This window comes from Peribacillus frigoritolerans, from assembly GCF_030676415.1.
Lineage (GTDB): Bacteria > Bacillota > Bacilli > Bacillales > DSM-1321 > Peribacillus > Peribacillus frigoritolerans_A.
The window spans coordinates 1-13643 of sequence record NZ_JAUUTW010000035.1 but is presented as its reverse complement, the minus strand read 5'-3'; the positions used below and the strand labels follow the sequence as shown (position 1 = coordinate 13643).

Here is a 13643-nt window from a genome sequence, read left to right as displayed (position 1 = left end):
AGTATTTTATAATAATAACTATCCCTTCAATTTAATGTATATCTTCACAAAGATACGAAATTAATTAGTCGAGAAACTATTTTCAAGCACACGGAAAAGACCATGAAGCTTTTTAGTAGTTTACTATTTGGTCCAGAGTTTGTAAGACATAGAGAAAAAGCGAACTTACCCAAAAAGGAAAGTCCGCTTTTAACTTATACAAATTTCAAGAAATATTCACCTGTTCTTCTCATTAATTTGGTGAAACGATCATTTGGTCATCCAATCTAATATCATCAATCGACCAAAACCAATTATTTTTCGCATTATGCATTCTCCATTGTAATTTCATAGAAGAAGCATCTTCAGGAACCTTAATCGGTTTAACTTCATACTTATTCAAAACATGTCCATTTTTATTATCCGAAGCAGCTTTATTGTCATAAACGAGAACTTGTTGTTTTTCCCCATTATCAAAGACAGCAGTCACTTCAGCTGTTTGTGTTCCTTCTTGTTTATAGTGAGATGCAAATCCTAAGTATAGATCTTTTGCACCATCAACTTTTACAGAAGGTGAAGTCAATGTACTATCAAAAAAGCCTTTTGATGCTGGTGAACCGTTATCATCCCATTCATCAGGATCCGCTACAGCTATGATACCTTGACCAAGCTCAAATTTGTTACGATCTTGGTCTTCTGCTTTTGTCCAAAAGTCTTTGGTTGTGAAGCTCCAACCTTGCCACTCCTCCGTACCAGCTGGCATATTTGAGCTATTTGTAACCGACCAGCCGTTAGGAGCTGTATGGCTCCAACCGAGAATAGAACTTGGAATGTTTTCATTCACTGCTGGCTTTAATGCGGATTCCAATTGGTCAAAACTTTCTCCAAGCATCATGTTTACTATGACATTTATATTCTTGGAGCCAATTATTTGGCCGCCCTCGTAAGCAGTAATCGTGAATTGTGATGAACCGGAACTTTCCTTACTAGGTGTAGCTTTTATTGGCAATATTTTTTCTTCAGTTCCTGATAGCTCATACTCAAGTTCATTGTGCTCCACACTCCAACCTTCAGGTGCATCAACTTTAATTTTCCCTTTCACACTAACACTTCCATAATTTTTCAACTTCACTTGGAGTGTAGTCGATTCACCTGCCGTTACTAAAGAAGGAGAAGCTTGTGCTGAGACCATTTCCAGGGCTTTTGTCTGGCCATCAGCCAGTAACACCTTTTTACTGCTATTATTAAATGAATCTAGTGCTAGTACCTTAATTTCATAATCAGTACCTGGCTTAAGTCCAGCAACAGGGAACTCTAAATTCTTTGGCACAGGATCATAATAGAATTCAGAAAATGCGGTGAAATCTGCGTCAAGCTCCCCTGTTTCCATGTTTTTGGCTGTAATGTGATAAGAATGTACCAGTTCGTTATCTTTTGCCTGTGGAAATGTTACATTTAAACTTCTTAGTGTCGATTTTTCTTTTACAATCGAAGCCTTATCTTTAACTGCAAAAACCGGTGGTAACTGATCTCGGTGGTCTGTATATTTAAAATTATTTTTTTTAGAAGGACTTTTTATTACCCATGGTTTTCCTGTCCAATCGTCTTTATGAAAGTCACGTTTTTTAATGACAACTTCATTATTATAAACTTCTACAATCATTCCTTGACTAATATCCCGATAGCCTTCTGGATGGAACCCTTGGAGTTTGCCTGGCTCCAATTCCAAATAACTTACAGAAGAAGTGCCGACAGACGTAAAGTCTTTTTGATGAATCGTTCTAGGGTCTTCAAGTGGATAATGAGAATGGCCTGAAAATGTAATAACCTGTGGATGTTTCTTTAAAGTATCATATAAAAGTTCTTTATTTTCCTGAGTTCCCCACAAGTCACTTCCATACACAGTGTCTTTAATGTGTTGATGAAGAAAAACAAAGATTGGTTGGTCAGGATTCTCTTTTTCTGCTGCAGCTAACTTTTCACCTAGCCAGTTAATTTGATTAACGGAATATAAACCATGCGTATTACCATTTTCCGGACTTAACGTAATAAAATCATATCCATATACTTTTTTATGATAGTAAAGAGAATCCATTCCTGTTTTCTCGAGAAAACGATCTTGTGCCTTTTCAATGGAAAGTCCATTCCAATAATCATGGTTCCCCATTGTAAACATGGATTGGACATCGCCTTGTTTCTTCTCATTATAAATGGAGAAGAACTTATCATATTCAGTAGCGTATCCATAGTCCGTTAAATCCCCAACGACAACAAAAGCATCCTGTCTAGGCGCAGCTTTATTTAATTGATCCATGGCTTTTCTGAACTTGTTCATATCAGCTGTTGATCCATCATCAATATGTACATCACTGATTACTGGAAAAACGAGCTCCGGTTTACGTTTATTATCTGAATTTGAAGATTCCGAGAATGCTTGTACACTTGATAAAGAAGTTGTTAATCCTACTGTTACAACTGTCAGCATTGCAGCAAATTTATTTTTCGCTTTCAAAATCAATTCCTCCTATTTATCGTTTAGCCACTTAAATTATGTAATTATTTTACAAAAAAGACAAATATCCTCCTCATTTTTAAATTTTTATGTGGTTTACCAATTAAAATAGTAACTTTACATTATTAATAAAATATAGGACCCGTGTAATTTAAATATGAATAAATTAAAAAAAGGCCTATGGCCAGTATTCGTTCCATTCACTTTTGTCTCGTTTTTGGTATTTGATTTGCCTTTGCTTAATGGGCATGGGGTACTATCCCTTAACTATGCAGTTGCCTATAAAATGGTAAAATTTATGTAGTGGGTAAATGATTCCATAGAACATAGAAATACTAATTTTCATGTGGTAAAGTCTAGAAGAATGAAAGGAGAGAGGTAATTATAAACAAATCATTATATATTGTGATGGTAATAACTCTTGTCTTTGGACTGTTTTTTGCGATTGCACCCATTAATAAAGCATTTGCCTTGTCCTATGATAATACAAACCCTTATTCGACAGGTTGTGCTTCTAAAAGCCCAATCACTTATGAAACAGAATATATCTATAAAAACGGTGTGAAAATTGGATATGTGCAGCTAAAAGGAAATGCGTATTGTCATACGTCGTGGGGTTACTTAAAGTTTTATTCGGCTGCTCCTTACGATTATTATGCGAATGTTTGGGTTGACAGTTTTAATGGCACGGCTAAGAGTGTGCTACTAGCGGTGGTAACGGATGGATAATGAAAGGTCAGACGTCCTGTTATACGGCACAATTATGGAATTTAGATCCGTATAATGCTTTAGCCAAAGCAGGTGTTTATTCTTCCACTGGGGCTCTAATTATCTCTGCGAACACCGGTCGTTATTAATAGGTTATAAATGGGGCCTGACAGCAAAAAACGCATAAATTATACGGTAAAAAATCACCGCCTAACAGTCAATCCCCCTACAATAATTAATTGTTCAGGAAAACTACCAAAATATCCTCCTTAAAAACAAATTAGTAGATGTTTCCATATGACAGGTTGTGACAACAGATGTAACGGCGTTTTTTGATTTGGAGGAGATCTCGCCTTCATAGTCGTTGTGTTTAACATTAATAATAGTTGGATTTTTTGCCGGCAGTAACAGAGGCGGCGGAGGCTTCTGCTAAAAAATTAATTAAAATACTGGGCGACTGTCATAGGCCGTCCTTTTTTACTTGGATTAATTGAAATTCGTGCTTTCACCCAGTAACACAACTGATGAACATATTGGAAAAACTATCATGTAAAATAAACAACCTTCCTTAAGATTGGCTTCAGATTATAGACAAAAAGCATTCGGAACGAACTTTATTCCGAATGCCTTTTATTTAATCGCAAACCATGCTTTTTGGCATCAGCGAAAATGCGATCGCGAGCTTAATGGATAATTTTTTGTTAACTACTTAGTTTGAACCAAGACAATTTCGTCAATAATCGGAATCTCACTTTTTAATAAAGATAGAGAGGTCTTCGATTGTATGGTCGATTTCACAAATCGTTATTGCAGCACCATTGATTTTGGAACGTTCATTGGCCATACGGCCTATATTGAACCCTTTTTGACAAAGAATATCCGATAATTCCGCAATAACCCCTTAATAAGGGAGAAGCTATAAAACAGTCAAATATGTAATAAATTTTCATAACCAGTGTTTTGGATATTGTCTTGTTTGAAATAAATTATTATAAATCATCGATATAAAAACTAATAATAAGGTACCTATTACAATCGAAGTCAGGAATCCCCAACCAGCTTGAGAATTGATCGAAACAAGGGCACTAGCTGCTGCGGGAGGGTGAACGGTTTTTGTAAAAGTCATTATAATTAATACAATAGCTAATACTAGACCGATAATGAATAGGCTTTTACCAAAGATGCTCCAAATGATAAGGGCTGTTGTTGTAGAGATTATATGTCCTCCAATAACATTACGGGGTTGTGACAAGAGACTTTTATGCGCACCAAAAACAATGACACAGCTCGCCCCAAGGGGAGCTAATGCCATAGGATATCCTAAATAAACAGCTATAAAACTAATAATGATAATAGCAATGAGCCCACCTATAGCTGAAACAAAGGAATCCATATAATCAATTCTGTCTTTTTCTCTAGCTTCGCCCTTCATTTTCTTTAAATATGCTGTTAAACCTACGTTTTGTTGATTACTCCAACTTTTTTCAAGACTTTTTTCGAATTCCATAATTTATGTTTTCCTCACGTTTTCTAAGTAAGTCGACAAGTCGACAGGGTTTTTATATATTGTTATCTTACAGGAAAACAATGAATTTTTAAATATATATCTGAATTTTCATTTTTTGTTTCCATTAAAACAGTTAACACTCCCCCTTATGTCGGTGAACTTTGCGAGTGTTCATAATACGATGTTACTTCATTAAGGCTTTACCGTTAAAAGAGAGTATAGATTAGTATCAAATGAAACATCATTTTGGTACATATAATTTCTCAATATCCCTTCTTTTTTGAAACCTAAATTTGTCAACAACTTATTGGATGCTTTATTTTCAATAAAAACGATTGCTCCAATACGCGTTAAGTCAAGTTCTTTAAAACCGTAAGAAATCACCTTACTGACAGCTTCTGTTGCATAACCGTTACCCCAATAATTTGGGAAAAGTGCATAGCTCAGTTCTGCTCTTTTATGTTCATGAGACCATTCTTGAAATCCAATTGTTCCAATAATGCCATCCTTCCCTTTCAATTCGATTCCCCATTTAATTCCATGCTTTTCATCGAAACTCTTTGAAAAATTCCTAATGATCTGCTTCACCTGATCTGTATTTGTTAATGGAGTTTGCCCATAATATCGTAATACATCTGGATTGGAAAAACATTTTAATATATCTAATGCATCACCTTCAATCAATTCCCTCAAGACCAACCGTTTTGTTTCTAATATGGGAAACATATTTCCACTCCCTTTGCTAAAACTAGATCTATTTCGTTCCAGAGGCGCACCTCAATAACACCCGTACGTACTACCCAGACATATATCAGACTTCCATTTTTAAAAAAGGTCAACCAGTAGAAACCGGCTAACCTTATAATTAAGAACGCACCCCTTAGCTTTATTAAGAGCTTGATTATTATTTTGTTTCATTTATTAGGATCTGCTATTATGTTCCATGGTTATTACGACATTTCCCTTCTTGTGTCCTTTCTCTACATATCTATGGGCTTGAACTATTTCTTCAAACGCATAATATCTGTCAATGACCACTTTTACCTTCCCCGCTTCAACAAGTTCTTTGAGGAAGTTTAGAGCTTCGGGGGTTTCAGGTGAATTTTGACTCAATATCAGCTTCTTGCTGGTTGTCAATTTAGTCCACAGCATTTGAACATCGGGTACCGGTACGGTGACATTTAGATAGGTTCCGTCCTTCTTCAGCGATTTCATACAAGCTGAAAATGGACTCTTGTTTACCGCTTCAAAGATAACATCATAGGTGCCACCATCTCTGGAAAAATCCTCTGAAGTGTAATCAATGACCTTATCGGCTCCAAGAGATTTTACCAATTCTACATTCGCGGTACTGCAAACCCCCGTAACATTTGCTCCGAAATACTTGGCAATTTGTACTGCATAACTTCCTACACTTCCTGAAGCACCATAGACAAGAACCTTTTGACCACTCTGAATGTTAGCTTTTCTAAGATAAAACAATGCTGTACGTGCCCCAATTGGAATCGCTGCGGCTTCCTCAAAAGATAAATTATCAGGTTTAATGGAAACTGGCCCGTCTTCATGCAAGCACTTATACTCAGCATAAGCACCAAAACCCACTTGGGAAGCTGCAAAAACCTGGTCACCTGCTTTGAACAACTTGACATCTTTACCTACTGACTCAACTTCCCCAGATAACTCCAAGCCCAATATGGATTTCTTGGGACGTCTTAATCCCATTATTATCCGGGCAGGCAGCCAAACAGGGAGGGGAACTGTAAAGCTCCGTGACCGAATATCCCCCATTGTTACGGTTGTCGCTTTCACTTTTACCAGTATCTCATTTTCCTTAGGAGCAGGCTTTTCTACCTCTTTCAGTTGAAGAACGTCGGGGGGACCGTACCTTGTGTACACAATTGCTTTCATTAATCCTCCTCCAATTCGTTAAAATTCACTTAATATCTACGAATCTTCAATAACTGTTCTTAAACTATCCTGCTCCATTCGTTGAATAAAGAATATCGTATAGCAAATTGGGGAAATGAAAAAATAGGAATTTGCACTTTCATTGCATTATTTCGGATCCTATCCAAAAAGCGACCAACTTTTGAATAATCTCTTTAAACGCGTTTACATTAGCATACTCGCCTTCATTTATCTTCATGCCTCCAATAAGAACTCATCTACCTTAGGACGTGTTAACTCAAGTGGCGGGATAAGTCCCTTCCTGAGCATTCCCAGGACTTTGATCCCACTTAATATTAATGTATCTTCATCTTTATGTATGGGGACATGTTTCATGGAAGCCATGTTCAAACATTTTTTGCAGTAAAAGCTAAGAAAGAATAAGGTTTTTATATGCCTATTTTCAAAAGACTTTCTTCGGCATCATATGTCCATAATAATCGCCTGCACCCACATGATCTCGGGCGACAAATATTTTTTATTGAATTAAATGATGCTTGAAGTTTCCCCCAATTTATATTTTCCCCTTCAATTCCTATTATTAGAAGAAAAAATCCATTCGTATCGAATGGATTTTAATCGATCGTTTGCTTCCCTGATGCTTAGCAATAGAATTTAATCCCCCCTTGTACTTGCTATCATTATACAACACTGCTCCAAGCTGTCTAAACTTTAACCTAAGAATATATAAGCCTCTCTGTCTATGAAGCACTTTTATGATATCCGCATATCATATTAGTCTGAATAACTATATCCGCTTATCAAATTACATAAAGTTCACTATTCTTTTCTTTGTGCACCCCTACACGATTAGGGAAAATGCACGTTCATACTTTCGATTCAATAAAAGCAGCAGCTCCCGCGACAGCAAAGACCAATATGATTGGAAAAGCAGCAGGAAAATGATAATAAGTAAGTACAGTAATGAGGGAACACCAAAACCCTACACACCAATAACAACTTAAAAGCGAACCTATGAAATAACGAAGTCCTGATCCTTTTATTTCAATGATTTCCTCCAGTTGTCCAGAGGCATTTTCTTGGATGGTGGTAGTCAAGAAAGGTTTTCTGATGAATGAAGTGATTTCGTCAAATACAATTAAATGAGTTAAACGGAAGGTAGCCAATATTAAAATAAAAAAATCAAGCCATTCAATAGCCAACACCTATTCACCTCCTAATCTTTCTTTTAATATTTTATGATTTGAATTTTGATTATATAAATATACATTTATAAATCCATAAAATTTTATTAGCCCATTTTCTAAGAAAAATGTACCCATAAAAAGATATCCCCATAGTATGTTAATGTGTTCAAAACCTGATACTGAAGGGAAAGATGTTTGATGAAAAAAAGGAACGTCAAATCTATTCAGGGCCGACAAGTGGTACCGAACCCCATCGGACCTGAATGTATTCGTGTTACAAAAGTATATGACTGGGTTGTTCTGACAAATCGTGATCGCAATAAGGTTCAAATACCTGAGGAATGTTTTGCAGCAATTGAAGATGCACGTCATGATGGTAACACCATAACCGCTACTTGTTCGGAAGTAGTTGGTACACGAAGCTGTGATTTTATCGGTGCCATTCCAGCTAACATTCCTAGTGTTCCAGGGGCCCAAATTGTTTCCCTTGCCTTCCATGTCCATATCCGCGTTCAATTCTTTTGCAACGGAGAACCACTACCAGGTTGTAATTTCGTAGTACCTGTTAGTTTCATGGATGAAGTAATCCTATGTTTCCCAGAGGGAACAGAAATCAACTGTAATATTTTCGATGTTCAATGTACAGTTGTTTTAAATCAAATGCTTGGTGATATGGTTGTACTTGATGTGACCATGTGTAAAGATGTTCAAGTTGAGGCTGAGGTTAAGCTGGAGGTCGAGGCTAAGTTCTGTGGACCACGTCCTGTCATTCCAATTCAAGAAGAAGGGTTCGTCTGCCCAACACCACGATTCCCGCAACAATGCCCAACCTTCTTCCCGACATTGAACTGCGACTGCCAAGGTTCAGCAGACTTTGGTGGCGAAGCATCCATCCTTGTATTTGAGGACGGTCTAGGAGGTCCAACAACAGGAAACTTAGATTTGACTGCCCTAGTTTGTGACCAATGTACCCTTGCTGGTAGCAGGATTCAGGTTACCTACATCGATACATTAGGACCTACTCCTACTCCAACTGGAACCCCAGATGCTGATATTGACCAAAGCTTCACGTTTACAGCCAATGACTTTAACCAGCCTGCATGTGTTACTGATCCTGTTACTGGTTTAGTAACTGGACTTACTGCAACTGGTACCGGTGTTATAACACCAGCCGGAGGTGTACCAGAAAATGCGACATTCACACTAACTCTAGCTGATGCTGATCCTTTAGGAGATACTGCTACACTTTTAATAACTGGTGCAACTTCAACGGTTACTATTGCTCTGACAGAAGCAGCTAACCCTGGATTGGAGGTTGAAGTAGGAGATTGCGAACGTTTTCCTGTATAATAATAAAAACCCGAGGGATATTAATCTCTCGGTTTTTTTTTGTGAAGAAACTTGGAAAGTCTAATACCATCATTTACTCCAACACTCAGTATATATATCCCACATTTTAGGCGACCCATTTATTAATTATTAGGTTACCTAAAGATTCAAGTTTTCATATTTATAGAGCATACCTATAAAAGGAGAGAAAAAAATGGCATCTGATAAGCTAAGACGTAAAGTAAGAAGAAAATTAGGAATGCCTAACCCGCAGCCCAATCAACAACATCAACAAATCACTCCCTCTGCCCTCCAGGTTCGGCCAGTACGAGCAAAAGGTTGCTGTGGAAAAAACAAATGATCTAAGTTTAACACCCGGTACTTTTTACATCACAAATCATGTCAGGCAAAAATTGATTTCTCATTGCAAAAGTGAACTTCCTTATGAAGCCTGTGGGCTGCTTTCAGGGGAAAAAGGGGTCGCAGAAACAATTTGGCCTATGGAAAATGTCAATAGGAGTTCCTATTCCTACTCGATGGATTTAAATCAAATTCGTCATGTATTTGAACTTATCGATAGGAGGAATGAAGATTTGATTGGCATCTACCATTCCCACCCAACAGATAGTGCTTATCCGTCTGAAGGGGATATTACTTTAAATAACTACCCAGAGGTAGGCCACCTTATTATTTCGTTTGCAAACTCGACCCCTGAATTAAAAGGTTTCCAACTAACGGGAAAAAAAGTCTTTCCGTTACAATTAAAATTCGTAAACTGAATTTAATCAAATAATATACTCGCACCTCTTCCTTATGAATTCAAGGTTGAAGCTGCGAGTATTATTTTATATCCTTGTCTCCATACAATGATTATACTTAGTTTTTGTTTTCCTTTTTAGGAAAAAACTGATCATTCCACTTTTTTACCAGGTCAGAAAGTCTGTATTCTTTTCCATCAAGAATCATATCAAGGGCATGCCCGAAATCAATGGCAACCTTCTGGGTCAATTTTGCAATTCTTGGAGCTAAAATGGTTGCCGGAATCCCGGCGGAAATTAACGCTATTTCCCACTCCTTATTAGACTGTAGCTCATTTTGCACTCCACTTAATTCCTCATATCCATTTAAATCTATACTGCCAGTAATTTGCACGCCTTGTTCTTTAAAAACGATTTCTGCTTCTTTTGAACGGCGTCCAACAAGAAATACCTTCTTATTACTCAGCCATGGCCATAATGTCCCCTCGTCTAAGAGGCTCTGCATGATCCAAGCACAACAAGCTCTCGATGGCATGAACTTCAGTTGTTTAAGGACATTTCGAGTTTGTTTTGCCCAAGGATCCAGTCTCCAAGGAGCTATCAAACCAGCAATGTCTGTATCCCGCAATGACCTGACCAATTCCCTCTTAACTATCTCTGGTGAATTGGATACTCCCGCATAAGATTCATACCGTTTAAACTCCTGAACAAATAATCCATTTGCTGGCCAGCTTAAATAGCTTATTTCACCTATTCCAAAACGGGCAAGAGAAAAGCCTTTATTCTGTTTTATCGCTTGGTCCAATAATTTTATCACTTTCATATTATCTAATAAGTATTTCTCAAAGTGATAATTCCCTTCAACCACCCCACTTCCACCCCCAATATGCTCTGCCATTATACCTTTTAGCTTATTGTTTCTTCGATAATAATAAGGAAATTTGATTGCTTGAACTGATTTCCAGATCTTGTTCTTTAAAAAACACAAAAGCTTCTACACGAATATTGCTGTTTTCTTCAGGTTGAAGGACGCTTATTTGTAAGTTAGTTAAAGATTCTGTTTGCCTAGGGTTTATATTTTTAGATTGAATTGGACAAATCCAGGTTTCCCCCCTCTCCATTTCCTCAAACCATTCATCATTCATATATTTCCACCCTTTTGTTTCTTCATTTTTCATTACCCCCAACGTTTCGGCAACATTCGGCGGCAATATTTGCCCAGATATTTTTATACTTTCTGAAGGGGTGGAACGCAGACAGATAACTGGATTCCGCAAAACTTCCGTACCGACATTTTTAATATGAACATTTCCTATAAGCTTGATTTTGTTACGTTCTTCATGTTCTTCAATAAAAATATGATAATCTAAAAATACTTCTGCTTCTTTTCTTTTAGGAATAGATGGTTTCTTTACTAAAAACTTTTTCTTTTCTGGTAACCTTTTTTCTTTTTGCATGGCAGGCTCTAAATTCAACCCAGTATTTTCAGAATGAACAAACATGTTTGAGAAAATTTCAATTGGAACTAATGACAAAACAGATAAAGGCGAACTTTCGTGAAATCTAGCTAATATTCCTATTGTTATGGACATCGCATATTTTTCACCAAGTTCCCCCCAAAAATCTTCATCCGTCATAACAGGATACATAATCTGTATGTTAATAAAAGGGTTATTTGCGCCTCTAACTACCTCATTAGATTTAAATTTTGTTCCAGTTCTTGTACATTCATAATGAAAAATATCCAATAACTTTTTATTAGTTGATTTTGAATTATGAATTAATTCAAGAATGGGCTCTTTTATTACTGGAATTTCAAAGAGTGAAAAGTATACATGAAAATCAGCACTATCCGATTCCTCCTTTTCATCTATAAGTATCACCTTTGCCCCACATGCTGAAAGGAATGTTTGAATATACTCCAGCACCTTCCTTTCCGGAAGGTGCTTTCTAAAGGTGTTATGTTTAACATCATAATCGGAAGAAATGACAATTCTTTTACCATGCAATGCAGAATATAATTGCACTTTCTGATTTTCAGTATCTGGCTGCACATCAAAACCCAACTCCCTAAAAAGATAAGTAAATGCCGGGAGAGACTCATAGGGAATGGTTCCTGCCCCCTTATCTCCAACTTCAACTTTAATATCCATTTATGTATCCCCCTTTATGTTAATCCTGGTAACAGATTTAATATTCAAAAGGATAAAATCGTACGGCTCTTTTCTCACAAACCTTATATCACCCAATATTTATAATATGTAAGAGTAATGAAGAAATGATAAAGAATAAACTTAACAGACTCTAAATGTTTGTGAAAGTTGTACCTCCATCGATGTAATTCTTTAGAATTTTGTGAGGGAATTAAAAAGGTAATAAATATAATCACCAATTTGAAATACGGTACATATAACTATTATGGAATCATTTATAAAGGGATCAGTATTTGATTAAAACCCGTCACATGGATATTGAAAAATGGAAATTAAGGATTTTCGGTCAAGATGATAATTTTATGAGGAGGAGGAATTTACTTTTGTCTACGATGCCCCTGCAATGATTTGGTGTAGCTGAGTTCCTTAACACGAAGCAAAACCCACACTCTTCCGAACGAGTGCTCTATCTAAAGTTATCACACCCATAAAAATCTTGATAAACATCTCCGCATAGGAACTTCTTGGTCATTTACAGTAGCTGAATCTCATCCTGCCTAATTGATTCCTTATTGGTAATGGGGGAAGATTGCAGCCTGTTACACGTGATCAAAAATAAGGAGTGGTTATTTTTGTATACAGATGATGAAATACAAAAAAGCAAATTGAATAAAATAACTCCAGTTCAACTTCAGCAAATGATCATTCACCTTAGATCTGAACTTTCCCTATACAAATCAAAAGTTAATGAATACGAAGTGGATTATAGTAAAAAGAAAATACGAAAATTAATAAAACAGAATGAAGAAATGATAAATGAACAAAGAACATATCAAGATCTAATCAATCGGAAGGAACATGAAAGGAAGAGTGCAGAAACCAAGGTTCAGAAATTAGAAGAAGAAATAAAGAAATATAAGACCGAATTACAGTACGTTAAAGAAACCAAAACAAATGACGAAAAGAACAAAAATGACATAAAAACTCTTGGAGATAAGAATAAATTATTACAAAGGGAAATTGCTTCTCTTCAAAAGAAAGTTCAAGGTTATGAGTCCGCTCAAAAACAAAATGTATATGATGAGGAATTTAAAAAGTTCGGCCATGAAGGTTTTAAAAAAATGGCGGATGGGCTTTCAGAGGTGAAATCACTTCTTGCACCAGTAAATACAAAAATAACTAATTTAGATGTACAAAGCATTAATTTAGAAATTGAGAAATTAGTTGAAAAAGTTATGTTTTATTTTCAGGAGCAAAATATTTTCAAAAAAGAAATTCAAGAGTTAAAAGGAACCATTAATTCTCTCAACGAAAAAGAACTGAATTATAAAAATGAAATGAATCACCTTACTAATACCATTGATCTTTTATACGATCAAGAAAAGCAATATAAAGTGGTGATTAATAATTTAGAAAAAGCACTTTCAGATAAGGAAGAGCATCATAAACAAGATATTAAAAAATTTAAACATGAGATTGAAAATTACATTTCAAAGATCGGCCACCTATCGGAACTGGAAAGTCAATATAAAGTGAACATTGAGAATTTGGAACAGATGATTACCGATCTAAAGGAAAAAGAGAACTTCCATCAACAAGAAA

At 36.2% G+C, this 13643-nt stretch carries 11 protein-coding genes; 3 read left to right on the top strand and 8 right to left on the bottom strand.

Annotated features, from left to right (window positions below):
• Positions 1-232 precede the first annotated feature (232 nt).
• The 6 genes from Q8G36_RS23725 to Q8G36_RS23705 form a co-directional block, all read right to left on the bottom strand.
• A complete protein-coding gene (locus Q8G36_RS23725; protein ID WP_305162260.1) occupies positions 233-2491 on the bottom strand; it encodes a metallophosphoesterase in 2259 nt (752 codons plus the stop codon).
• 1654 nt (positions 2492-4145) lie between these two features.
• The gene (locus Q8G36_RS23720; RefSeq protein ID WP_251433875.1) at positions 4146-4706 is read right to left on the bottom strand and encodes an HPP family protein; all 561 of its coding nucleotides are present in this window, start codon (positions 4704-4706) and stop codon (positions 4146-4148) included.
• A 192-nt stretch (positions 4707-4898) separates the two neighbouring features.
• Positions 4899-5432 carry a GNAT family N-acetyltransferase gene (locus Q8G36_RS23715; protein ID WP_305162259.1) on the bottom strand — a complete coding sequence of 178 codons (534 nt, stop codon included), beginning with the start codon at positions 5430-5432 and terminating at the stop codon, positions 4899-4901.
• 195 nt (positions 5433-5627) lie between these two features.
• Complete coding sequence (locus Q8G36_RS23710; RefSeq protein ID WP_305162258.1) at positions 5628-6614, bottom strand: NAD(P)-dependent alcohol dehydrogenase; 987 nt, start codon at positions 6612-6614, stop codon at positions 5628-5630.
• Between the two features lie 234 nt (positions 6615-6848).
• Positions 6849-7046 (bottom strand): hypothetical protein, encoded by a 198-nt coding sequence (locus Q8G36_RS29420; protein ID WP_370694111.1) that lies wholly within the window; start codon positions 7044-7046, stop codon positions 6849-6851.
• Between the two features lie 434 nt (positions 7047-7480).
• A complete protein-coding gene (locus Q8G36_RS23705; RefSeq protein WP_305162257.1) occupies positions 7481-7819 on the bottom strand; it encodes a DUF1360 domain-containing protein in 339 nt (112 codons plus the stop codon).
• Positions 7820-8038: 219 nt separating this feature from the next.
• Here Q8G36_RS23705 and Q8G36_RS23700 point away from each other — a divergent pair, with 219 nt between their 5' ends.
• Entirely contained in the window at positions 8039-9151 is a 1113-nt protein-coding gene (locus tag Q8G36_RS23700; protein WP_305162256.1) for a hypothetical protein, read from the top strand.
• A gap of 323 nt (positions 9152-9474) precedes the next feature.
• A complete protein-coding gene (locus Q8G36_RS23695; protein WP_305162255.1) occupies positions 9475-9909 on the top strand; it encodes a M67 family metallopeptidase in 435 nt (144 codons plus the stop codon).
• 97 nt (positions 9910-10006) lie between these two features.
• Here Q8G36_RS23695 and Q8G36_RS23690 read toward each other — a convergent pair whose 3' ends face one another.
• Together Q8G36_RS23690 and Q8G36_RS23685 are read right to left on the bottom strand one after the other, a co-directional pair.
• Entirely contained in the window at positions 10007-10756 is a 750-nt protein-coding gene (locus Q8G36_RS23690; protein ID WP_305162254.1) for a GT-D fold domain-containing glycosyltransferase, read from the bottom strand.
• 43 nt (positions 10757-10799) lie between these two features.
• Positions 10800-12041, bottom strand: coding sequence for a hypothetical protein (locus Q8G36_RS23685; protein WP_305162253.1), 1242 nt, complete (start codon positions 12039-12041; stop codon positions 10800-10802).
• A gap of 632 nt (positions 12042-12673) precedes the next feature.
• On the opposite strand from Q8G36_RS23685, the gene Q8G36_RS23680 reads away from it, so the two are divergent.
• Positions 12674-13643, top strand: a 970-nt coding sequence (locus tag Q8G36_RS23680) for a hypothetical protein (protein ID WP_305275237.1), incomplete at its 3' end; no start/stop codon positions are given.

What these genes read in the sequence shown, in the direction of transcription:
- Q8G36_RS23715 (WP_305162259.1), bottom strand. Translation starts at nt 5,432, where the DNA reads ATGTTTCCCATATTAGAAACAAAACGGTTGGTCTTGAGGGAATTGATT.
- Q8G36_RS23720 (WP_251433875.1), bottom strand. Translation starts at nt 4,706, where the DNA reads ATGGAATTCGAAAAAAGTCTTGAAAAAAGTTGGAGTAATCAACAAAAC.
- Q8G36_RS23710 (WP_305162258.1), bottom strand. Translation starts at nt 6,614, where the DNA reads ATGAAAGCAATTGTGTACACAAGGTACGGTCCCCCCGACGTTCTTCAA.
- Q8G36_RS23685 (WP_305162253.1), bottom strand. Translation starts at nt 12,041, where the DNA reads ATGGATATTAAAGTTGAAGTTGGAGATAAGGGGGCAGGAACCATTCCC.